The following is a 22,859-nucleotide window of genomic DNA, read 5'->3' on the forward strand; positions in this document are numbered from 1 at the left end:
GCAGTTGCATGTACGCTGCACTGCGCTTTAACACGATGGACACGAAGGACACTGAGGGCACGAAGGTTTATCAAGGGCACAAAGGGGGTCGTGTCAAAGGGCGTATCCCTTCGTGTCCTTGATTGGCCTTCGTGTCCTCCGTGTCCTTCGTGCCCTTTGTGTTTAAGCAAAGCGCAGCGTTCACTATGTCAGCGCAACTCGGGTTAAAAACTTTTATGACTCACGACAGCCTATACGCTTTTAGTTTACAGGGCAGGTGACCGGATGAAGATTACGCTGAAAGTGACGCCAAAAGGATACACGAAGGACACCCACCGGGTTGTTCCCCCGGAAGAGACTTTAAACAGGGTCGAGAAGCTCCTGCCGGACATCGGCGTCACCAGGGTCGCAGAGATCTCAGGCCTGGACCGTATCGGCATACCTGTCTATTCCGCTATCAGGCCCGGCTCGGAGAAAGGTGCTATCTCGGTCTATGCCGGCAAGGGCGCCACCCCTGTCGAGGCCAAGGTTTCGGTAATTATGGAGTCCATCGAGCGGTATTCGTCCGAGATGCAGAAGCAGGATAAGAAAAAGGTGATCGTCGGCGCCTACGAGGAAGTCTCGGAGAAGCACGCCGCCGTGGACCCCCAGAGCCTGATACTGCCTGGCCGGCTGCTGCCCGGGACGAAGCTGGAGTGGTTCGAGGGCTATGACATAATGGGCAAAAAAGAAGTAAAGCTTCCCTGCAATGCGGTGTTTCATCCTTATAACTCTACCGCAGGCCGCCTGTTCAGGAGCAATACGAACGGCCTGGCATCCGGCAATACCATGGAGGAGGCTATCTTCCACGCCCTGATGGAAGTAGTCGAGAGGGACGCCCTGTCGCTGGCGGAGGCAACCCGGAACACCGGCAGCTCCATTTCCATCGACGAGGACGATGGCATCGCCTACGAACTCTACGCGAAGTTCGGCAAGGCCAATATCGATGTGAAGCTCTGGTACCTGCCCACCGATACAGGCATTCCCACCGTGCTGGCAGCTGCCGACGACAAAGAACTGCTTGACCCGGCGCTGCTGGTCATCGGCGTGGGAACTCACCTCGACGCCCGGATTGCCACGCTGCGGGCGCTGACTGAAGTCGCGCAGAGCCGTGCTACCCAGATCCACGGCGGCAGAGAAGACACCGACCGGGAAAAAATTACCCGGTCCATCGGCTACGAGCGCATGAAGCGCCTGAATAAGCACTGGTATGCCGAAGCAGCGGAAATGGTATCGCTTAAAAAGCTGCCCGACCTCTCGACTGCATCTCACAAGGGCGACATAGAGAAGTCTATCAAGCAGCTGAAGGGCATCGCCCAGGGCGTGATCGTCACCGATCTCACCCGGCCCGTGGGCGTACCTGTCGTCAGGGTCACAGTGCCCGGCCTGGAGATGTTCGCCATCGACAAGGAACGCATCGGCGACCGGTGCAAGAAAGCCTCGGTAGCCCGGGCTGCAGCGGCTGTGCCGCCGGCGAGAAAGGTCCGGCCATGATCGTCATCTATACCGGCCCTACTCTGTCCCCTGAAAAGGCGAAGGCTATTCTCGATGCGGAGTATCGTCCGCCTATCGTCAGAGGGGACCTCAGCAAGCTGCCCCGGAAGACGAAGATCGTGGGCATCATCGACGGTGTCTTTTACAGTGAATCGGCTATCGCCCATAAAGAAATCATAGAGGTCATGAAGAAGGGCATCACCGTCGTCGGTAGCTCGAGTATGGGGGCCCTGCGGGCCGCAGAGCTCACTGGCTTTGGCATGATCGGCGTCGGCAGGGTTTACGAGTGCTACCGGTCAGGGCGCATCACCGCCGACGATGAGGTGGCAGTCACGTTCAACCCGGTGACGGGCGAGCAGATCGCGGAACCGCTGATCAATGTCAGGTACCAGCTCAAAGCAGCTGAAACTGGCGGCGTTATCGACAGGGACCAGCGCCAGGCAATAGTGGAGCTGACAGGTAAACTTTTCTACCCGCAGCGGACCTATCCGGCCATCGTGAGCAGGGCAATCGAGGCAGGCATTATCACTGACGCAAAAGGTGATCAACTGCTGAAGTTCGTCGCCGCTGAGCCACTGAACTTAAAAGCCGAAGATGCCGTTTTACTGCTCGAAAAAATAAAGTCGATCGCCGGCCGCTAAATCTTATTTATAGCGTAAGAAGATCAGCATGCCGCCGACTCCGAGTATGGAGGCCCCGATCAGCATGAAGTACATGGTCGGGCTTGTTTTTACCGAGACCTGGCCCAGCGTGGTCGGCTCAGGTACGGGGGTTGCCCCGGACTGGCCGGCGGCCAGCGCGCAAGACGGCAGTGCCAGCGCCAGTAATAGCGTGATAAGCAATAAGACTCTGCCTGTGTGAACGAGCATTTTTGCCATACTATCCCTCAGGTCGGCAGATTTCCAGCTTCCGAAGCAGGGCAACCGACTGCACAGTAATTATTAATTTGTGTTATATAACATTTATGCCGTTTAAAATAATTAGAGATAAATAAGTATATTATCGGGTTGATGCGAGCCCCTATTGAACTTGATGCAGTCTCACATCGATTCCAGGAACTCTATAAACTTCTTTAGCTTCGCCGCCCTTTCTGAAGATGCCCTGCGGCCCACCATCTCCAGAAACTCTTCCTTGTGTTCAGGTCGAATACAGGTCAGGCTTTCTTCGCCGTTCTCCGCCAGGCAGAGGAGGTAGTCAAGCTCTTCGTCACTAAGCCTCTCTATTCTCTCCCGGAAGTCTTCCCTGGACTTTGCGTAGTGCATAGATATGGGTGGCAGGATAGACCGGTATTTCCGGCCGGAGCCCGAACAGACGCCGTTATCGCAAAGCTCGGGCGCGAGCTTTCCCAGTATCTGCCAGTCGAGGTCTGAGAGTTCTCTGGACATGAGTTCACCTGCCTGAAACTACATCGGGTATTAAGTCTCAGGATCAACTCCAGACTTAGTGCCCTGTTAAGATAATTCTATCAATTCTACAGGGGTGCTGCCTACATATTTCTTTTCTGCTGTCAGCCTCGCCCCGAGCCGTTATGGTGCCTGCAAAACAGATAAAATGAAAAACGTTTTTGAGGGTAGTACGTTTTTGATTGAAGAGGGTTGACGTTTTTACTTTGAGGGTATATCTGAGGGTAGTACTTTGCTTATCTGAGGGTAGTACTTTGCTTATCTGAGGGTACTTTGCTTATCCATCTGCCTATTTGAGGGTAGTACTTAATTTTTTTTGAGGGTAGTACTAAATTCTAATTCTGAGGGTAGTGCGGCGGTGGGTAAACCGCCGCATCAATAGCCATCACCACCCGGGTGATGGGGAGGGTAATGGATAAGGTGAGGGTTACGGTAGTGATAGAGAGTAGCCATCCGCATCCCATGTATGCCGGCCGCGCAATTTTTGGTTACGCGACGAGTACCAGATCTGTAAGATCAGGTAAACATGAGCCGGAGGCTCTCTAGCACTTAACCAATCCCATCCCTGCAAGAAATACATTGGCAGGAGCGTTTTAATATTTTGCCCGTGGAAAGCCGCGCTCTCCCCGGATTATGGCGCCCATGATACGAAAAGGGCTCGGCGTTGCCCGGTAAAGGTTTCGCTTAAAATCTGTCACGCCAGGATATATTTTATCGAAACGTGTGCCTGTGAAATATGAATTTTCGAGACATATATGTCTATGATATGATTTTTCAAGACATGTACTGGTGTGTCAGCGGCATGGTGACAGTTTCGTCCGCCAGATGAAACGGCAGACGCACAGCTATCCTAAGTATGCCAAAAACGTATGAATGCACAGCAATCGCCGGCAGGGAGAAAAAGAACTACCCGGGGTCCTGGCCGCCCGGGCTACGCTAACCAAATCATGCTTAGCTGTTCGTCACTGTTGTCGCACGTTCGCCTGTCATACCATCGTAGTTTTCATATACCATCTGAGTCCTCGGCCCCTCCGGCGTCATGACCGTTCTGGTATATGATCTCTGGGAGGTGGCCGGGCTTCGGAACAGGCCGAACCCGCCGAACGGCAAACCAATCCCGGACGACGTCGACAGATCGCTAAAGGGCGAGATCGACTTCTCTATCTTCGTCGTTGTCCCCGGCCGATCAATGCCGCTGTCGCCGAACGAAAACTGATCCATGTCAAACTTCGGCATGCTGAAAAGCGATGCCGATACCGGCAAAAGAACCACTGCCAGCGCTCCAAGCACCAGCAACGGCGTAAGATAACGCGCACTCTTTACCCTCAACTGTTTCCCTCCTGATGGCAGGACGTATACTACGTCCTGTAACTACCCGTGATCGAGAACAATGTCCGAGACAAAAATCCTTGACCCCGGAAACACCGGGCGCCGCCAAGTCTGGTATTGCTCACCATGGCACGGCGACACGGGACAGGACGACTCTTAAAAACCCGGTGGTGACTGGAACCACGGTGGCACGGCTCTTTATCCTGACAAGAGTAGATTAAATATTTGAACCACGGCGGCACGGCGACACAAAGACAAGGCGATCCACGACAGGCCAGTGGTAAATAAAACCACGGCGGCACGGCTCTTTATCCTGACAAGAGTAGATTAAATATTTGAACCACGGCGGCACGGCGACACAAAGACAAGGCGATCCACGGTAAGCCAGTGGTAAATAAAACCACGGCGGCACGGCGACACCAAGACAGTGGTGAACCGGTATAAGTGAACTCTTTTTATGTCCACGGCGACACTAAGACAGAGCATTAACCATAAGCTTACTATCGAATCGTTTCAGCCTGACTTTCGATCGATAACCTGAATGAAGGAAAACTTATTTGTCTCCGTACTGTCAGCCCGCCGTGCCGCCGTGGATCTAAAAAAGGGTCTTGCTATTCGGGTACAGGTTGTCTCTGTGTCGCCGTGCCGCCGTGGTTCAACTAACTATCCTGCCATAGTTTCTCGATTTGTCTCTGTGTCGCCGTGCCGCCGTGGTTCAACTAACTATCCTGCTATCGTTTCTCGATTTGTCTCTGTGTCGCCGTGCCGCCGTGGTTCAAATAACTATCCTGCTATCGTTTCTCGATTTGTCTCTGTGTCGCCGTGCCGCCGTGGTTAGAACACCTGCTCTCCAGTAGTCAGAATGCGGAGCCGTGGCACCGTGGTTTAACTAACCATCCTGTAATTGTAGATCGCCCTATCTCTATGTCGCTGCTACGCTGTGGTTCAAAGGTCACTGTATGAAATTTTTCTCTAAATCCCTTCGACCTTGATCTTCCCGGCGCCGCCGATGACGTCGAAGGTGGTCTTGTCGTTGACTCTCCTGAATTCGAGGTTGATGCTCTCTTTGCCGACCCGCAGGTTTTTCACCGTGACATACTTGAGCCAGTGGGGCAGCGTCGGTTTGACGTACAGTACTCCGTTGGGCGCGTCCGGGTATAGCCCGAGCATGGTCTGGATAAAGAGGATGATGCTGCCCGATGCCCAGGCCTGGGGGCTGCAGGTGGAATGGTAGATGATCGGTGCTTTGCCTTCTTCTCGCTTGTAGCCGCAAAACAGTTCAGGCAGCCGGTAGTCAAAGTGCCTGCTGGCCTCGATCAGGCTGGTGATGATGTTATTAGCCTCTTCCACTAAGCCGTAGTTCTTGAGGCCCCAGGCGACGATGGAGTTATCGTGGGGCCATATGGATCCGTCGTGGTAGCTCTGCGGATCGTATGCTTTTTCGCTGGAAGCCAGGGTCCGTATCCCCCACCCGGAGTGCATGTCCTCCTGCATCATTCTCTTCGCCATGGCGCCAGCTTTATTCTTCTCGATCAGCCCCGACCACAGGCAGTGTCCCGGGTTGGTGGTGATCGAGTCGACCAGCCTCTTATCCTTGTCCATCGCTTCGGCAAAGAAACCCTTGTCGGCCATCCAGAACTGCTCGTTAAACTTCGACTTCAGCTCTGCAGCCTTATCTCTCATATGCCTGGCAATGTCGCTGTCCGGGTACAGCTCGGCAAACCGGAGCCGGGCGTCGTAAGCGTAGCCTTGCACTTCGGAAAGGGCAATCGGTGCATCTGCGAGACGGCCGTCGCTGAATACGATGGAGTCGTGGGAGTCCTTCCAGCCCTGGTTGACCAGGCCCAGCTTTTCCGACATCCGGATGTACTCCACGTAACCATCCTTATCCAGATCACCATAGTTGTCTATCCAGGTGGCTGCCAGCTCGGCGCCGCTCCGCAGGTCGGACACCAGCGTCTGATCTCCCATCCAGCGGTTGGATTCGGAGAGCAGGATCAGGTACAGCATCGTCGCATCGATGGTGCCGTAATAGGGCGTATGCGGGATGTGGTGCAGGTTGGCCAGCTCGCCTTCCCTGATTTCGTGGAGGATCTTCCCGGGCTGCTCATCGGTCCAGGTATCCACCTTGTTGCCCTGGTAGATCGTCAGGAAGCGCAGCGTCGACTGCGCGAGCGTCGGGTTGAGCATCAGCGTCTGCAGGCTCGTGATGAGGCTGTCCCGGCCGAAGATGGTATCGTACCAGGGTATGCCTGCGGCTGGCACCAGCAAGCCCTTCTTGGTGTTGATGATGAGAGAGCGCAGGTCCAGGATGCACGTTTCGATGACACTGTTCATCACGTCGCTGTCGGTCGAGATCTGGGTCAGCTGCTTCTGCCACTGGCCGTAAGACTCTTCGATCTCTTTCTTGGCCACGCCGTACTCCTGCCGCATCACGGGCACGCCGCCCAGCGTCATGACTACTTCGATGTCGATCTCCCTTGTTTCGTATGGCTCGACATCGACGGTGAAGATGGCGGTATCCCAGAAGATCTCCGGAGCGGGCTTAAAATAGAACTCCGTGCGCCGGATGACGTTATCCAGGCCTTCGTAGCGCAGGATAATGTTTTTACCCTCCTCGCCCTCGATAAGGGCCCGGAGGCCTCGTCGTGCCGCGCTTATACCCTTGACCTCGAAGATATCCCTGAAATCGGTATCGTAAGAAAGCTCAAGGCTGAGCTTCACGGGGAAACTGTTGGTGTTTTTTACGAAGAGCTTCTCGTAGAAGTTAGTGCTTATGAACATGGTCCGGAGAATGTGGAGCGTGCCTTCTGGCACGACGTTCTTGTCAGTACCATTCAGCTCCGGATTGGTCAGCGATATGTTGGCTATGTACCCCCGGCGGGTGAAGCTCAGCGGTACCAGGTCCTTGTTGTTGACCTTTAAGATGTACTTGTTGAGGTACCTGGTATCTGAGCGGAAGAGGCCAAGAGGTGTACCTCTTGGCACATTGCCCATGCTATCTGTGACCATGAAGGTCGTGCCTTCGTTGATTACGATCGTATCGTTCATAAGCGGGACCCGTTACCCATCTCGCTAAATCTTGGACTGGCCCGCGAAATCTGCTCCGAGGCCCTTGCTGCCCGCACCGGGCTTTACTACAGTGTCCATGCGGTCGACCTTCTCCACGATGCTGGCGTTGACCAGCCTGTTGTACAGGTCTTCCATCTTCAAGGCCATCTTCTTCGAGTCGAACCTCTCCAGCGCAAGCTCCCTGCCGTTGCTGCCCATGTATTCTGCGAGGCCGGGGTTGCTGAGGAGGTGGTCTATGTGCCGGGCCAGATCCTGGGTGAGGGACTCGCCCACATCGAGCACGATGCCGTTGATGCCGTGCTGAGTGCTCTCGACCAGCCCGCCGCTTTTCGTCACGATGACCGGCTTGCCACAGGCCATCCCTTCTACCGGCGCTATACCGAACGCCTCGCCCTGCGGGGTGATCGTCGGGTACAGGATGACATCAGATGCCTGCATGTACAGGGGCATTTCCTCGCCGCTCGCGGCTATGAAGAGCATGTTATCGCTCACCTTGAGGTCGCGAATCATGGAGCTGATGCAGGTCCGGAACGCAGGTCTCTCGTTCTCGAAGTCGACCGAATCTCCGTTGCCGCTGACAATCAGGCAGATGTCCGGATATTTATCCATCAGCCGGGAGACTGCTTCGATGCTGTGCAGCGTTCCCTTGGATTTACATGCCCTGGCGGGGTGGAAGATCACTTTCCGCCCGGTAAGCCCGAACCTGGCTTTAGCAGCCTCTCTGTCTTCGGCCAGGCTGTATTTGTTCAGGTCGACACCATGGTAGTGGACCTCAACTTTATCCTGCGGCAGCATCGAGTGGAAAATACACGGGTTCTTCATAAAGTAGCTGACAGCCACGATCTTATCCCACTTGACGTCCCGCATCAAATGCTTGCAGAGATTATCTTCCCAGTAGTTGTGGATGGTCAGAACGATCGGTATTCCGTACTTCTTCGCCAGCTCATCTAAGCACTCGGCGTGGTCCGGTATGAAGTAGTGGAAGTTATGGGCGTGGATAACCTCAGGGGTTTCCTTGAGGATAAAGCGCTCCATCATATCGTAGACCTTTTCGTACCGGCCGGAAACTGGGGCCCTCCGCTGAAGGTGCTCCAGGCTCATGTAGTCCTCCGACGTGATCTTAATCCAGTCGACGGACTTATCGTCCCTGTCGGGATGGGGTGCAGTCAGTAGCGATATCTCGTGCCCTCGCCTCGCCAGCTCCTCATATAGGTAAACAAGATGAGACTCGACACCCCCTACTACAGGGGGGAATGCCCAGTGCATAACGCCTATTTTCATGATATCGACCAAACCAATTTATATTTTGACTTTTTTAAATGTAATCTCTATTTAAAACAGCATTAGTTACGGGCACCCACCTTTTTAACACCACCCGGCGTCTGCCACTCAACCGCCAGCAGAACCCCCTGCCATGGGAGGCATGATCGTGACAGTGTCACCTTCGGAAAGGGGCGTATCCAGCCCGTTCAGCGAGCGTATCTCCCGGCTGTTGACGAAGACTGCCAGGTACTCGTTCATCCTGCCGGTATCCGGATTATAAATTGCCTCTCTGAATCCCTGCCGCCCGAACCTGGATAGCTCGGCAAACAGGTCCTTCATAGTCATGCGCGGCCACAACGGAAGCTCCAGGGAACGGTGATCGAGGACGTCCGAAGCGTATCCTACGATCACCACCTTCACGACCGGCTGACTACGCTGCCCTTGCAGCTTCACCCGGGCCTCCGTCGCCGTACAGGATGTCGATCACGAACTCGAGGCCGAGCGAGCGAAGCTTGTCTTTAGAAGGCACGCCGTTGTCGTCCCAGCCGCACAGCTCGTAATACCTGTCGATCATCTCGTCGATCTTCGCCACGTTGCCTCTGGCAAGGCCCGCCTGGAGTGGCTCAGTGTTAAACCGTTTCGGTAGCACGTCTTCCTTCCGGCCGAAGCCTTCCCTCGCATAGAATGATCTGGCCAGATTGACAGCACGCTCACCAATATCTAGGAACTCCTGCAGATCATACCCGAAGCCCGTTGCCGCGTTGGCCAGCATGAGAAAATCGTTCTCGAGGTTCAGCTCGTTTGCGACGAACCGGCAGACGCAGACACAATCGAGGATTGCCGAGTCCGCGTCGTCCCGCTTGATGAGCGCGGGCTTGTCCGCAGTACTGAACGGGTCGGTGCGCTCCCCCGAGGAGAGCCACTCCTTGTTGAACACCCACGGCTTCAGGTGATCGGCGCCCCGGATGCCACGGGCATACGACAGAGCTGTTCCCTGCCCGCTTCTCGGATCGTACGCAGGCATTTCCTGGCCTTTGGTGTGGGCGGCAAAGTCTGCGCTGCCCTGACCAATCTCCTCTGCCGCCCGCTTAACGCCGTTAGACCCCAGCCTGCCCAGCTCTCCCTCACCTTTGCCCGCTGCGTGGATGGCTGCCATCCAGGCCTCCTTGTTGCCGAACCGGAGATCGAGACCGTTGGTCTTATCTTTACCGATGAAGCCCCGCTCGTAGCACTCCATGAGGAACGCGATGTTATTGCCGAGAGATATCGTGTCGATGCCGTAGCCATCCACAATATAGTCGGCGAGAGATATCGCCTTCGGATCCCCGATGCCGCAGTTGGAGCCCAGCAGGGCGGTCGTCTCGTACTCCGGGCCGTCGTCGATCTTACCCTCGTATCCCGGAGCGTCAAGCACGTGGAAGTGGGTACACTTGATCGTGCAGTTCCAGCACGGGTGCCAGTTCTTGCCGTCGTTCCACAGCTCTTTCCGCATGGCCTCCCCATCGATCTTCTCCGCGGCCTCAAACTGTCCCGTCTGGAAGTTTCGGGTAGGCAGCCCGCCGGCGGCGTTGACGCCCAGGAGAATATTGGGCGTGCCCCGGTACCGCAGCGCATCTGACGTCACCGGATTCTTGTTCAGGCGCATGTTCTGCTCTTTGACGAGCGTCATGAACTCCCTCTGCATCGCCAGGGGCGGCCTCTTGCTGCCGATGACCGAGATCGCCTTCAGGTTCTTGGAGCCCATGACTGCCCCTACGCCGCCTCGCGCCGCAGCCCTTGCATCCGCTATAATGGCCGCCAGCAGAGCCATTCGTTCCCCGGCCTGCCCGATGCTTAACACCTTGATGGGACGAGGTGTCTTCCCCTGCAGCTCCTTTATCCGGGAGGTGGTTTCCCACGTATCCATACCCCACAGCTCGGTAGCATCCAGGAACTCTACTTTATCGTCGGCGATGTGCATGCGAACCGGCGCTTTGGACTGCCCTTCGAGGATGATGCCATCGTAGCCTGCGAAACGGAGCTCGGGCCCCCAGTATCCGCCGCCGTAGGAGTCTGTAAACGAGCCGGTCAGCGGCGACTTCGTAGCTGCGACAAACCTGTTGCCCGTGGGGGCGGGGGTACCGGTAAGGACGCCCGTAAACAGGTAGAGGATGTTTTCAGGCGACAGCGGCTCTGTATTCCTCTTGATCTCTCTGATGGCATAGTGGGCGGCCAGCGCTTTACCACCCAGGGTAGCTCTGGCCACCTCTTCAGCTATGTCTTCTACTTCGTACGTGTGATTAGTCAGATTAACCCGCAGTAATTTACCCCAGAGTCCTTTCATGCGAACAGCTCCTCGTTAATGCCGGCATTCCTCAGGTGGTCCTCTACGACGATCCGCTCGGCATCTGTCAGCTCCTGCAGGGGAGCCCTGACGTGGCCGGCGGGGAACCCCTGTAAGGTCAGCGCATACTTGATTGCAGCCGGAAACGTGCCTACCTGCATCGCCCTGATTGCATGGTCCAGGGACTTCTGCAGCTCGAACGCTTTGTCATACTTTTTGTTAGTCATCGCCCTGTACATCTCCGCACAGATGCGAGGCGCTATGCAGGCGCTGCCGATCGCCATGCCTTCGGCACCTATGGCCAGGCCCGAGCTGACCAGGCTGTCCATGCCTACCAGCACCGAGAAGTTCTTCGGAGACCGGAAGATGAATTCAGAGAGCTTTGCAGCATCCCCTTCGCTATCCTTAAGGCCGACGATTCGGTCATCCCGGGCGAACTCCTCCAGGATGTCGGGCGCCATCCGGTTACCCGCAAAAGAAGGTATGTTATAGGCGATAACCGGGAAGTCGATGGCACTGGCGATCGTCAGGTAATGACGGGCGATGCCTTCCTGCGTCGGGTGGAAAAAATAGGGTTCCACTGCTACTACGGCATCTGCTCCGGCATCTTTGATGTACTTCGCCAGCTGAATCGTCTCCCTCGTGGATGCAGAGCCGGCGTTGATAATGAGCTCGATCTTTTTTGCAGCATCTACAGCTATATCGACGACCGCCCTTCGCTCGGCTTCGTTCATCAGGGCAAACTCTCCCGCCGTGCCCATAACCAGCAGGCCGTTGATTCCCGTATCCTCAAAATGGGCGACCAGCTCGCTCAGCAAGCCTCCGTCAAGGTCCCCGTTACGCTTGAACGGCGTAGGCATGGCCCCATAGACTCCCCTGGGATGATACATGACTTAAAATGCCTCCGAATTCTACGAAGAGGTTAGATTCGGCGCAACATATACATTAGGCGGGCAAAAAACGGGGGAAACAAGAATGTGAGAGTAGCGATCTGTAAATAATGGGGAGCTACAAAATCTACTCTTCAGATTCCCGCATCCGCCTGGCTGCGGCCAGCATGCGCTGGTACTCTACCAGCGGGAACGATAGCTCTGCCGGCAGCTCGTCGAAAAGGCGTACTTCGGCGATCTCTTTTGCGTCCGGGACCGTCTCGAGCCTGGGCCCGAGCTCTCCAAGGTATACGAGCCCGCTTTCCTCGCGCTCCAGGACTTTGAGGCTATGGACCTCGTAGCCGGTCTCTTCCCGGAATTCCCTGGCAGCGCCGGCCTCGGGAGTTTCGCCCGGCTCCAGCTTGCCGCCCGGCATCTCCCAGGCTCGCCTGGCATGGCGGACCATGAGAAACTGGTGGCCGGAGAACGCGATCACATACGCATAGCTAACCGTCATATGCTTACTACCCTTTTAAAGACAAAAAATTTAGAACGGGACTTTGGTGTTAGCCAGCGTCCACTCGACGATGCCTGCGTACTTGTCCTTCAGGCTGTACTCGTACTTGGCGTCATACGAGTTCTTGTGGGCGTGGAGGATGCCCAGCTTGGAGTGGATGACTCCCAGCATCGCCGTTACCTGCTTCAGCGTAATCGCGAAGTTCCGCTCGATCAGAATCCTGTGGAGCGTATCCGCGGTAAGCCTCTTGAGCTTGACGAACGCATGCAATACAGTCCTGCGAATACCATTCACGTCTGTCTTGAGATACTCATCCAGACGCTTGGTTATCTCATTTACGATAAAATCCATTTCTATCCCTACCAATTTACCCTAATTATCATTTACACATGGACCTATTTAACTCTTTCTTAGTAAGCAATTAATGGGCGATAGAATATATTAAACGTATATAGATTGTGACAGGCCAGAAACTGCCCGATTTGCATAGCTACCGTTCAGAAAAACTTTTTATCGCCGCTTTAAAATTTTCGACAGCGATAATAAAATATGCGATGCGGCTACCGGGAATTGAACCCGGACTTCGAGCTTGGGAAGCTCATGTCATAGCCACTAGACCATAGCCGCACTGGTAAAAAGCCTGTAAGTCGATAATCAGGATGTTGTTTTATCTATATGTATCTTTCGAGGGAAAACCACTGATCAGGCGGCTGCAGGCTTATCTCAGGAGCTTCATCAGATCCTCGCATATCCTCAGCGGGCTTTTACCTCCGGGCAGCGGGCTATTGCCAGATCGCAGGACGGTACAGATACGTGATCCTGCAGTCGTTTGCCGTAGCCTGTCCAGTGCAGGAACTGCCGCTGTCCCCGTTCCCTTGCCTGCTACAACCGGTCCGCGAAGCCTGAATCCTTCGGCTCCCCCCGGGCAGAGGAAGATAACCTTGTCGACCAGGGACCTGGCCTCTAAGGCAGCCGATGTTGCATCGGTATATTCCCTCTCACCGGCGATAATGGTTGATCTTACTCCGATGATCTCCCTGAGAAAAGCCTCGATGAGCTTCGCGTGATGTTCCGGCCCCGTGTTCTCGCCTACCCTTATCATGCCCTCGACGTCGAGCGAATAGACAAATCTGGTGCCGGCGAGGCACTCGAAGATGTACCGCCATGCATACGATCCATAGCGCGGTGAGATGCTGGCCGTGATCAGCACGGGCCTTCCATAGCCCCTGACCCTGTACTCGTAGTTTCGGCCCTCGAAGGCGAAGCATCCGACGAAGTCGCCGTTCGTATCCTCCCGAAGCATAGAAACCATTCCTGTGCTCCGGGGAAAAAGGTTTGGCACGGCTGACGCGACAGGAGTCAGGTGCCGTGAAAAACTTGCGGCCCGGCTAAGACTTGATCTTGCGCCGGCTGATCCTGCGCTGAACCAGCAGCGCAGTCGTCCGCACGTGGAAAACCGGTGACGAGCACCGGCCGAAGGCGACTGTTTGTCTCTTCAGGATCGCTTCCCGCAGGTCCGACCCCTCTTCGAGGAGCGTGTAAGCGTTACCGATCTCTGCCCCGAAGTGGGCGTCGCTGCCACCTGTCTTGGCCTTGCCGTAGGTATCCGAATACGTGTCCGCCGCATCGTTGTACCTGTTGAAGACGCATCGGGCGTTGATCACCTCTACGCCGTCGATCAGTGGCGCATCGCACTCTTTGAGCCAGAACGCAGAGCCCCGCATGCTGTCGAACGGGTGGGGTACGATGGCTACTCCGCCCTGCGCCTTGATCTCCTCGATCACCGCGGTGTGCTCCCGGGCCTTGATCTCTTCGGTGAGGAACAGCCCGATCACGTCGCCTCTGTCCGTGTTGACTTCGCACCCGCAGATGACGTCGATGCCTTCGGGCTTGAGCTTGACCGCTTCCATACCTCCCCTGATCGTGTCGTGATCGGTGATGGCGATGCCGTCCAGGCCCCGTTTTTTAGCGATCTTAAGGAGGTCCCTGACGTCCATGATCCCGTCCTTGGAGTACCGGGAATGAGAGTGCAGGTCGTACTTCAACATGATTTGCCCTTCTTGTAATACACCTGTCTGCTGATAGACTAAATATCTTTCCGGGGGCCTGATGGCCCCGAAGAGCGGATGGGACACCAGGGAAAAGCGGCATTCTGCCGGGGGAGTCTGCAACAAAAAGAAACTCGGGGCCGTAAGGCCCCTCACATAAAGCCGCCCATTCCTGGGGGCATGCCGCCCATGCGGCCGGCTGCAAGCTGTCTCTGGGCCTGCATCTGGGCTTCATGGATAGTCTGCTCGCTCGGTCCGCCCGAGGAGATGACGTCGTCGATGCGCAGGATCATGACTGCGGCTTCGGCGGCGGAGCTCACTGCCTGGGTCTTGACCCTGAGCGGCTCGATGACGCCGGCTGCGAGCATGTCGACGGGCTTGCCCTCGAAGACGTTGAGGCCGAAGTTCTTGCCGTTCTTGCTCTCGTGCTTGCTGCGCAGGCTGACCAGCATGTCGATGGGGTCGAGGCCGGCGTTCTCCGCAAGCGTCCGGGGGATGATCTCCAGCGCGTTCGCAAACGCCTCGACTGCCAGCTGCTCCCTGCCGCCGACGGTGGACGCGTACTGTTTCAGCCTGAGGCTGAGCTCGATTTCAGGTGCCGCACCTGCGGGAACGACCTTCTTATCCTCCACTACGACGCCGACTACTCTGAGCGCGTCGTGCAGCGCCCGCTCCAGCTCGTCGATGAGGGTGGCGGTGCTGCCCCGGATGAATACGGTGACTGCCTTCGGGTTCTTGCACTCCTCGATGAAGGTCAGCGATTCCTCGCCGCTGACTCTCCGCTCCTCTACGAGGCCGGCGTAGCCGAGGTCCTTGGGATCGATCTCTTCGATCTTGGTGACGATCCTGGCGCCTGTGGCTTTAGCCAGCTTTTTCATGTCCGACTCGGAGACGCTCTTGATGGCGTAAATGCCTTTCTTGCCCAGGTGGCTGGCCACGTGGTCGTCCATTCCCTTCTGGCAGAAGATCACGTTGGCGCCGCTCTTGCTGATGAAATCCACGTTCTTCCTGAGCATCGCTTCTTCCTGGTCCAGGAACGTCTTCATCTGCTGCGGGCTCTTGATCTTGATCGACGCGTCAACCTGGGTCTTCTTGATCTCCATGGCTGAGTTGAGCAGGAGGATCTTAGCCTTCGAGACCGACCGGGGCATGTTTTCGGCGACCCTGGACTTGCTCAGGGCAATGCCCTTGATGAGCTCGGATGCCATGGCTCCGGGGCCGACCATCTTCTCGACCTTGACGTTGTCGATGTCAACCTTGCCGCTCTCCTCTACCGACAGGACTGCGTCGACTGCCAGTTTGGCGAGCATAACGCCCTCGGCTTCTGCACCCTTGCCAGTCATCGCCGTGATGGCGATCTTCTCCAGCAGCTTCCTGTCAGACTTTTCGACCGAGACAGCTATCGCGGGCAATAATTCCCTTGCCTTGTCCGCTGCCATCCTGTAGCCGGTAGCGATGACCGTCGGGTGAATCTGCTTGTCCATGAGCTCCGAGGCTTTCCTCAGCAGCTCGCCAGTGAAGACCACTGCGGTTGTCGTGCCATCGCCGACCTCGTCGTCCTGGGCCCTGGCGACTTCCACGATCATCTGGGCTGCAGGGTGATCGATCTGGACTTCCCTGAGGATGGTGGCTCCGTCGTTGGTCACGGTGACGTTGCCCGTGGGGTCGACAAGCATCTTGTCCATGCCCTTCGGGCCGAGAGTCGACTTGACCGCCTCTGCCACTGCCATCGCTGCCATGATATTGAATTGCTGAGCATCCCGTCCCTTGGACTGGGTGCTCCCTTCCCTTAGAATGTACACTGGCTGACCGCCAGCACCTTCGTTGGCCAAAATCATACCTCCAGAAATATGCCTTGTTATGGAGCATAATTAGGATTGTACGTCTATAAATAATTTACCGCCCATGATCCGAAGAATCGCCCTGCCGTGGTGCCTATCTTGGGGGCGGCCTGATGGCCGCCCTGAGAGTATCGTCTACCGTAGAGGCGGTTGCCTTTAAGCGATGCCTGAAGCTAAGTATAAATAATACAACTGCAGACCATACCCACCACCATGTTCGACCAGATGCTACTATCCATCGGGCTGATCATCGCGTCCCTGATCGCCGGCGTACTCGTAGGCTTAGTCCGAAAGCAGTTCAGCGACAGGGAGAAGAAGCTAATTTCCATGGCCATGACCGGAATGGTCTTCATCCTCATCTTCCTCATGGGGGTCAAAACAGGCCTGAACAAATCAGTTATGGAAGGCCTGGGCATCTTCGGGCTCAAGGCTCTGCTCATCACACTCGCCGCCATCGCGGGCAGCATTCTCTTCGCCGTGCTGTTCGATAAGCTCGTGCTCAGGAGCGGGTCGAAATGATCTGGCAAATTCTGGTGGCCCTGATACTGGGCATCATCCTGGCCGTCCTGGGCTTAGTCCCGGATATCTTCGCCGCAAATCTCGACACCGTACTGACAGCCATGCTCTGCCTGCTGCTCTTTATCATAGGCCTCGACCTCAGCCAGAACCGTACTGTAATCGCGGAGATCAGGCGCCTCGGCATCAAGATTCTGCTGCTCCCGCTCTTCATCGCCTGCGGCAGCATCGTCGGCGGCCTCGCGGCCAGCTTCGTCGTAGGCTTAAGTCCGGCATACGGCATGGCGATCGGCGCAGGCTTCGGGTGGTACAGCCTCTCCGGCATCATGCTCACCACCATGGTCGGGGCGGACGTCGGCACGATGGCGCTACTGTCCAACGTGTTCCGGGAAATCCTCTCGATCATGATGCTCCCTCTGGTGGTCAAGTACTTCGGCAAAATCGCCTCGGTAGCCCCCGGCGGCGCCACCACCATGGACACCACCCTGCCCTTCGTCGTCAAGTATGCCGGGAGCGAAATGAGCATCGTCGCCTTCATCAGCGGGGTAGTGCTGTCGATCCTTGTCGTGTTCCTCGTCCCGGCTCTCGCCGGGCTTTAGATTAAGTCATCTCCAATATCAGAACATTTAATTCTCACCACGGCGGCACAGCTACTGAGCGAGATATGATCGTAAGATCAAATGTTTTAACCACGGCGGCACGGCGGGTGACTGCACAGAGACAATTGTGTACAGTGCTGGTATGGAGAATGTAATATGAGATTGGCTTTAAGCGATACTCCTGTAGATCATACCCTTGGAGTAGAACATCGACAGTAAGCATAAACGGTTTTAGGTAATGTGTTGTCTCCGTGTCGCCGTGGACCTAAAAAGAAGTCGATTTAGTATTAGTTCGCCACTGTCTCCGTGCCGCCGTGCCGCTGTGGTTAACAAAATCATCCGGCTTATCGTGAGTCGGTCTGTCTTCGTGCCGCTGTGCCGCCGTGGTTATCTTTACCTGCTTGCGTTTGCGGTACGCACTGTCTTCGTGCCCCTGTGCCGCCGTGGTTACTGGTTGCTGTATAGCTTCGGTCAAACTACATTTTTTCATATTATTGAAAATAATACTTTCACTCCCCTTTAGCGTAAACAGTATAAACCCTCAGCACTCATGTCCTATCGATGGAACGATTTAGCCAGGCAGCGGAGCGCTGTGCGGATTTGATCAAAAAGAGCGACGAGCTGCTCGTTGTCTCTCATATCGATGCGGACGGGCTGACCTCCGCGGGCATCATCTGTACTGCGCTGAAGCGGCTTGGCAAGGGCTATGATACCCGTTTCGTGAAGAAGCTGGACGCGGAGGCGCTGAAACAGATCTCGGCTGCTGCTGGGAAGCGGACAGTGATCTTCACTGACCTCGGGAGCGGGGCGATCGACCAGATCACGGAGCTTGGCCTTAGTGCGGTGATCGCCGATCACCACCAGCCGAAACCGTCTGATTACCCGTACCACATGAACCCGCACCTCGTCGGCCTCAACGGGGCTACGGATATCAGCGGCTCGGGGGTAACGTTCCTGCTGTCTCTCAAGCTCGGCCCGAACGAAGACCTGGCCCCGCTGGCTATCGTCGGCGCTGTCGGCGATTTGCAGGACATGCGCACGAATGCGCTCGTCGGGGTGAACCGGCAGATACTGGCGCTGGGAGTCTCCGGAGGCCACCTGTCGTACGAAAAGGACATCAAGCTGTTCGGCCGGCAGACCCGCCCTGTCTATAAGCTTCTCCAGTACTGCTCCGACCCGTACATGCCCGGCCTGAGCGGGTGCGAAGAAGCCTGCATTACTTTCCTCGAAAACGCGGATATCCAGGTCAAGGCCGAGTCGTGGAGGCGGTGGATCGACCTGAGCCGGGACGAGAAGACCCGGGTCATCTCCCGCCTGTTCCAGCACTGCCTCTCCTGCGGCATGCCCGCCCACAAAGTGCAGCGGCTGGTAGGCGAAGTATATACACTTTGTAAAGAAGAACCGGGTACTGAAATGCGGGATGCTTCCGAATTCTCCACGCTGCTGAACGCCACCGCCCGGTACGAGTACGCCGAAACCGGCCTGGCCATCTGCACTGGGGACAGGGGAGAAGCCTTCCACTATGCCCGGGACCTGCTCGAGCAGCACCGCCGTAACCTCGTCAACGGCCTGAACTTCGTCAGCGACCAGGGCGTCACCCGGCTGAAGAACGTCCAGTACTTCGATGCGAAGAGCGAAATCAGGGAGACCATTGTCGGCATCATCGCCGGCATGAGCAGCAGCCTGAACTGTGTCAGCCGGGAAGTGCCCATCGTCGGGCTGGCCACGTCGAACGAGGGCATCAAAGTATCGGCGAGAGGCAACCACGACCTCATATTACGAGGCCTCAACCTGGCCCGGGCCATCTCCGAGGCGGCGGCCGCAGTCGGGGGCGCCGGCGGAGGCCACGACATAGCGGCCGGTGCTACGATTCCCGCAGGGCGGGAGGCCGAGTTTATGGCTCTGCTGGATCAGAAAATAGGGGAGCAGATAAAGAGCAAGGTATAAATGCGCCCCTGTCGGATACCCCTCGCAGCGAAAACATTTATATGCAGCCGGTTCATGTATGGATTTAGACGGAAGGAGATAATTAATGCTCATGTTTTATTCCGAGGAAAGATGGAACAACTGGATCAACCAGGTTAGAGAGAGCAAGTTCAAGTTTGACCCGAGCGCAGAAGGCCTCGGCAGGGAAGGCATCGTCTTCCTGGACATGGAAGAAGACGTCATCCTGGCGATCTGCAAGATCACGGGTAAGCTCCAGCGCAAGTACATCACCAAAGAGGATGCGGCAGCCAACCTGGAGAACATGAAACAGATGGTCCTCTCTCCCGTGGAGCCCATGGAGCCCGACAAAGACGAGATGATCGAATCCGTACAGCGGGCACTTGTGGCCGTTTTCGGGGCGGCGGAATTCTTCGTAGCCGGCGACTTTGACGCCAAAGCAGACCCGACCAAGCTCATCATCGAGGCTTTCAAGGCCGAGGAAGCCGAGGACATGGACAAGACCTTCGAGCTGGTCAGCAAAGCCGGCGCTCTTGTACTCGCAGGCAAGTCGTTCGACAGCGAGAAAGCGCTGGAGAAGGTTGCCCCGGAAAGCCTGGTTGCAGAAGGGATCGACGGCCTTGACTCCATTGCTGCGGTACTCGCAGGCGGCATCGACTACACGGACGAAGCCGACGATGAAGAGTGAGCTAAAAACGCTCCTTCCTTTTTCTTTAAAAAGATAGTCTATGCGAACTGCCTAACAAATGCTTATCTTCCCAGTATCCGCGTACCTGTCGTCTTTTCTTCTCTGATGGCCTTCGAAACTCTGGCCGTGTGCAGGCCGTTCACTACGAAAGCATCCAGTTTGTTATTCATCAGAAACTCTGGCAGCGCCATGTCAATGCAGGTTTCGCCGGTGCCGCGGAGCCGGGAAGCTTCTACGGTCTCCAAAAGCTTGCCGCCTGCGAAGATGCCGTCGACGTCCGTGGCTTTGATCAGCCTGCCTCCAATTTTGCGGGCCATCCAGGCGGCGATGGTGTCCGAGGTCACATCCCATGTGTGGGGGAGCGCATCATCTTTCCTCAGGATCTCGTAGGGCAGGGCGATTCTGGTGCCGCTGCCTTTCAGGGAATCCGTAAGCTGTAGGTCGGTGCCATCGGCCAGGTAATAGGCGTACTGGTTCATGGCGAGGACCGCCATCCAGTGGGCGGCATCGTCGGAAAGCGGCCTCTCCTGGTACACTTTCCTCACTCCGTCCGCGAACTCGCCTCCGCCCGGGACGATGAGTATGTCTAAGTCTAACTCTTCGTCAGCGATGCGCTTTACCAGCGCCCGGGAATGATCAAACAGGCTTCCGCCGATCTTCAGCACGATCAAAGTTACCAGCCCATGCCGCTTCTTATCATGTTATACGAGATATAGAGTAGCACCAGGTAAAAAATATACCTTATGTACTTCATCGGCAACCGGTCCGACGCCATGGTGGCCAGCTTTGCTCCGAGGACCGCCCCTGGCACGATGGCCGCAGCCGTCAGCAGAGCATCAGAAGCGGAGAAGAGCGTCCCCGAGCCCACGATAAAGTACGCGATGGCCCCGACAGAGGCTGAGACGACGATCGTGGCGAGAGAGTTTGCGATCGCGTTCTTAAGCGGGACTTTCAGCAGCGCGTTCTGTACTGGCACGGCCATCGTCCCTCCCCCGATGCCCAGCAGCGCCCCGAGCAGCCCCATGAAAAAGCCTAATACTGAGAACGCCGGCACGTTAAGGCGCTCTGGCTCTTTCCCCTGCCCGAGATCGAGCTCCCTTTTGACCAGCAGCGCCTCTGCGATGAGGACCAGGAGGAAACAGCCGAAGATCACCTTGATCGCTTCTGCCGGGCTGTGGGCTGCAACGAGCGTACCAATCAGTATTCCGCCGATGGAACCGGCATTCATGATCAATATCGTTTTTCTGTGCAACAGTCCCTTGCGATTATAGCTGATGACAGACGTCAGCGAGACGAAGATATTGGAGATCAGGGATACTGCTATCGCCAGGTGCACCGGCAGGCCGAAGCCCAGCGTCAGCACCGGCACCAGGATCACCGCACCTCCCAGGCCCAGCAGGCCGCCGAACGAGCCGGCCACCAGGCCCGTGATCAGAAACAGTATGACGTCGATGGCTGACAGCATTGTAAACGGTTATGATATCAGACTTGAATAAGAAAAATGCTTTGCCCGTTTCCGGGCAAGCAAAAAGGAGAAGCTCTGGCTTAGAGAATAATCTCTATGTCCAGCTCTTCTGCGAGTTCCTTGTACCTGTTACGGATGGTGACTTCTGTCACGCCCGCCACGTTGGCGACCTCGCGCTGGGTCCTGCGCTCGCCGCAGAGAATGGACGAGATGTAGATGGCCGCCGCTGCGACGCCCGTCGGGCCTCTGCCGCTGGTCAGCTCCTTCTCTGCTGCCTGCCTCAGGATCTCCACTGCCTTGCTCTGCACTTCACCCTTGAGCGACAGCCCCGAGCAGAATCTCGGGACGTAGTCGATGGGCGACGTGGGCATGAGCTTGAGGCCGAGTTCCCTGGATATGAACCGGTAGGTCCTGCCGATTTCCTTCCTGCTGACTCTCGACACTTCTGCGATCTCGTCGAGCGTCCTGGGTACGCCGTTCTGCCTGCAGGCTGCATAGAGTGCTGCTGCCGCGACACCTTCGATGCTTCTGCCACGGATCAGGTTCTTGGAAACTGCTTTCCTGTATACGACTGCAGAGGTCTCCCTGATGTTCCTGGGCAGGCCCAGCGCAGATGCCATCCTGTCCAGTTCCGACAGCGCGAATGCCAGGTTTCTCTCCGTTGCGTTGGATACCCTGATACGCCTCTGCCATTTCCTGAGACGGTACAACTGTGCCCTGTTCTTGGAGGAGATGGACTTGCCGTACGAGTCCCGGTTCCTCCAGTCGATCATGGTCGACAGACCTTTGTCGTGAATGGTGAAGGTCATGGGTGCGCCCACACGGGAGCGCTTCATGCGCTGATCGTGATCGAATGCCCTCCACTCAGGGCCCATGTCTATGAAGTCCTCGTCGACCACGAGGCCACATTCGTTGCACACGAGTTCTGCTCTCTCGTAGTCGTGCACAAGCTGGCGAGAGCCGCACTCGGGACATTCCATGATGCGCTCTTCGCTTTCACCGGTCTTTTCGGTCTCCTTCTTCACTCTTTCGAGAGTCTTCTCTCTGGAAACCTCTCGCTTCTCAATCTCTCTAATTTTTTCTATTTCTGCCACGGTAATACACCTTCTACGCGACGAATACTCTCTCGTTCACCAGCGCCTGTACACTGGCTTTCGGCATTTTCTTATCCAGCTTTACGGAGACATAAGGGGCTTTCTCCGGCCCGAAAATATCATAAACAGTGCCAACTCTGTCCATTTTTTTCGTAACTACCTTCGCGTTCATCCTGGGCAGCGACGTTTCTTCCAGCCTGATGATCAGGTGGCCATGCGGGGATAAATGTAATACTGTGCCAAGTCGTTTCAAAAAACGTCACTTCCAAAACTATATATAGTCTTATGTGTTACTATAAAAACTTTACGCAATACTTAATATGCTATGCTATATCGGAATATACCGGCGCTATCTGCGCATTTTCCATAAATTAGT

General features: G+C 56.0%; 23 protein-coding genes and 1 tRNA gene. 6 read left to right on the forward strand and 18 right to left on the reverse strand.

Going from position 1 to position 22,859, the window contains the following annotated elements; translation table 11 throughout:
* Positions 1-264: 264 nt before the first annotated feature.
* Together ACPLPM_RS05815 and ACPLPM_RS05820 are read left to right on the forward strand one after the other, a co-directional pair.
* A complete protein-coding gene (locus tag ACPLPM_RS05815; RefSeq protein WP_424359301.1) occupies positions 265-1,512 on the forward strand; it encodes a YcaO-related McrA-glycine thioamidation protein in 1,248 nt (415 codons plus the stop codon).
* Positions 1,509-2,153: a TfuA-related McrA-glycine thioamidation protein gene (locus tag ACPLPM_RS05820; protein WP_424359302.1), complete on the forward strand. Its 645-nt coding sequence runs from the start codon at positions 1,509-1,511 to the stop codon at positions 2,151-2,153. Before ACPLPM_RS05815 ends, ACPLPM_RS05820 begins: the two co-directional genes overlap by 4 nt.
* Positions 2,154-2,156: 3 nt before the next feature.
* Here ACPLPM_RS05820 and ACPLPM_RS05825 read toward each other — a convergent pair whose 3' ends face one another.
* The 14 genes from ACPLPM_RS05825 to thsA form a co-directional block, all read right to left on the reverse strand.
* The gene (locus tag ACPLPM_RS05825; protein WP_424359303.1) at positions 2,157-2,390 is read right to left on the reverse strand and encodes a hypothetical protein; all 234 of its coding nucleotides are present in this window, start codon (positions 2,388-2,390) and stop codon (positions 2,157-2,159) included.
* A 162-nt stretch (positions 2,391-2,552) separates the two neighbouring features.
* Positions 2,553-2,897, reverse strand: a complete 345-nt coding sequence (locus ACPLPM_RS05830) for a hypothetical protein (protein WP_424359304.1) — start codon at positions 2,895-2,897, stop codon at positions 2,553-2,555.
* Positions 2,898-3,866: 969 nt separating this feature from the next.
* Positions 3,867-4,136 (reverse strand): hypothetical protein, encoded by a 270-nt coding sequence (locus tag ACPLPM_RS05835; RefSeq protein WP_424359305.1) that lies wholly within the window; start codon positions 4,134-4,136, stop codon positions 3,867-3,869.
* A 1,080-nt stretch (positions 4,137-5,216) separates the two neighbouring features.
* A complete protein-coding gene (locus ACPLPM_RS05840; protein WP_424359306.1) occupies positions 5,217-7,295 on the reverse strand; it encodes a glycogen debranching N-terminal domain-containing protein in 2,079 nt (692 codons plus the stop codon).
* Positions 7,296-7,319: 24 nt separating this feature from the next.
* On the reverse strand, positions 7,320-8,597 hold the full coding sequence (locus tag ACPLPM_RS05845) for a glycosyltransferase family 4 protein (RefSeq protein ID WP_424359307.1): 1,278 nt from the start codon (positions 8,595-8,597) through the stop codon (positions 7,320-7,322).
* Positions 8,598-8,705: 108 nt separating this feature from the next.
* Entirely contained in the window at positions 8,706-9,032 is a 327-nt protein-coding gene (locus ACPLPM_RS05850) for a MoaD/ThiS family protein (protein WP_424359308.1), read from the reverse strand.
* Positions 9,010-10,902, reverse strand: a complete 1,893-nt coding sequence (locus ACPLPM_RS05855; RefSeq protein WP_424359309.1) for an aldehyde ferredoxin oxidoreductase family protein — start codon at positions 10,900-10,902, stop codon at positions 9,010-9,012. The genes ACPLPM_RS05850 and ACPLPM_RS05855 overlap by 23 nt, the downstream gene beginning before the upstream one ends.
* Positions 10,899-11,792, reverse strand: a complete 894-nt coding sequence (dapA, locus tag ACPLPM_RS05860; RefSeq protein WP_424359310.1) for a 4-hydroxy-tetrahydrodipicolinate synthase — start codon at positions 11,790-11,792, stop codon at positions 10,899-10,901. The genes ACPLPM_RS05855 and dapA overlap by 4 nt, the downstream gene beginning before the upstream one ends.
* A 127-nt stretch (positions 11,793-11,919) precedes the next feature.
* On the reverse strand, positions 11,920-12,288 hold the full coding sequence (locus ACPLPM_RS05865) for an NUDIX domain-containing protein (protein ID WP_424359311.1): 369 nt from the start codon (positions 12,286-12,288) through the stop codon (positions 11,920-11,922).
* A 30-nt stretch (positions 12,289-12,318) separates the two neighbouring features.
* Positions 12,319-12,639, reverse strand: a complete 321-nt coding sequence (locus ACPLPM_RS05870; protein WP_424359312.1) for a DUF2551 domain-containing protein — start codon at positions 12,637-12,639, stop codon at positions 12,319-12,321.
* 204 nt (positions 12,640-12,843) lie between these two features.
* Positions 12,844-12,915, reverse strand: a tRNA-Gly gene (locus ACPLPM_RS05875).
* Between the two features lie 91 nt (positions 12,916-13,006).
* Complete coding sequence (locus ACPLPM_RS05880; protein WP_424359313.1) at positions 13,007-13,591, reverse strand: hypothetical protein; 585 nt, start codon at positions 13,589-13,591, stop codon at positions 13,007-13,009.
* Between the two features lie 85 nt (positions 13,592-13,676).
* The gene (locus tag ACPLPM_RS05885) at positions 13,677-14,336 is read right to left on the reverse strand and encodes a PHP domain-containing protein (protein ID WP_424359314.1); all 660 of its coding nucleotides are present in this window, start codon (positions 14,334-14,336) and stop codon (positions 13,677-13,679) included.
* Positions 14,337-14,488: 152 nt separating this feature from the next.
* Positions 14,489-16,168, reverse strand: coding sequence for a thermosome subunit alpha (thsA, locus tag ACPLPM_RS05890; RefSeq protein WP_424359315.1), 1,680 nt, complete (start codon positions 16,166-16,168; stop codon positions 14,489-14,491).
* 222 nt (positions 16,169-16,390) lie between these two features.
* On the opposite strand from thsA, the gene ACPLPM_RS05895 reads away from it, so the two are divergent.
* From ACPLPM_RS05895 to ACPLPM_RS05910, 4 genes are all read left to right on the forward strand, one after another.
* Positions 16,391-16,696, forward strand: coding sequence for a LysO family transporter (locus ACPLPM_RS05895; RefSeq protein WP_424359316.1), 306 nt, complete (start codon positions 16,391-16,393; stop codon positions 16,694-16,696).
* Positions 16,693-17,292 (forward strand): lysine exporter LysO family protein, encoded by a 600-nt coding sequence (locus ACPLPM_RS05900; RefSeq protein WP_424359317.1) that lies wholly within the window; start codon positions 16,693-16,695, stop codon positions 17,290-17,292. The genes ACPLPM_RS05895 and ACPLPM_RS05900 overlap by 4 nt, the downstream gene beginning before the upstream one ends.
* A 561-nt stretch (positions 17,293-17,853) precedes the next feature.
* The gene (locus ACPLPM_RS05905) at positions 17,854-19,239 is read left to right on the forward strand and encodes a DHHA1 domain-containing protein (RefSeq protein WP_424359318.1); all 1,386 of its coding nucleotides are present in this window, start codon (positions 17,854-17,856) and stop codon (positions 19,237-19,239) included.
* Positions 19,240-19,324: 85 nt separating this feature from the next.
* A complete protein-coding gene (locus ACPLPM_RS05910) occupies positions 19,325-19,924 on the forward strand; it encodes a DUF2150 family protein (RefSeq protein WP_424359319.1) in 600 nt (199 codons plus the stop codon).
* Between the two features lie 62 nt (positions 19,925-19,986).
* On the opposite strand, the gene ACPLPM_RS05915 is transcribed toward ACPLPM_RS05910, so the two are convergent.
* From ACPLPM_RS05915 to ACPLPM_RS05930, 4 genes are all read right to left on the reverse strand, one after another.
* A complete protein-coding gene (locus ACPLPM_RS05915) occupies positions 19,987-20,589 on the reverse strand; it encodes an amino acid kinase (protein WP_424360041.1) in 603 nt (200 codons plus the stop codon).
* Positions 20,590-20,597: 8 nt separating this feature from the next.
* Positions 20,598-21,389 carry a sulfite exporter TauE/SafE family protein gene (locus ACPLPM_RS05920; protein WP_424359320.1) on the reverse strand — a complete coding sequence of 264 codons (792 nt, stop codon included), beginning with the start codon at positions 21,387-21,389 and terminating at the stop codon, positions 20,598-20,600.
* 80 nt (positions 21,390-21,469) lie between these two features.
* On the reverse strand, positions 21,470-22,483 hold the full coding sequence (locus tag ACPLPM_RS05925) for a transcription initiation factor IIB (RefSeq protein WP_424359321.1): 1,014 nt from the start codon (positions 22,481-22,483) through the stop codon (positions 21,470-21,472).
* A 13-nt stretch (positions 22,484-22,496) separates the two neighbouring features.
* Positions 22,497-22,736, reverse strand: a complete 240-nt coding sequence (locus ACPLPM_RS05930; protein WP_424359322.1) for an H/ACA ribonucleoprotein complex subunit GAR1 — start codon at positions 22,734-22,736, stop codon at positions 22,497-22,499.
* Positions 22,737-22,859: the final 123 nt, after the last annotated feature.

The organism is Methanocella sp. MCL-LM, from assembly GCF_049676595.1.
In the GTDB taxonomy this organism is placed as follows: Archaea; Halobacteriota; Methanocellia; order Methanocellales; family Methanocellaceae; genus Methanocella_A.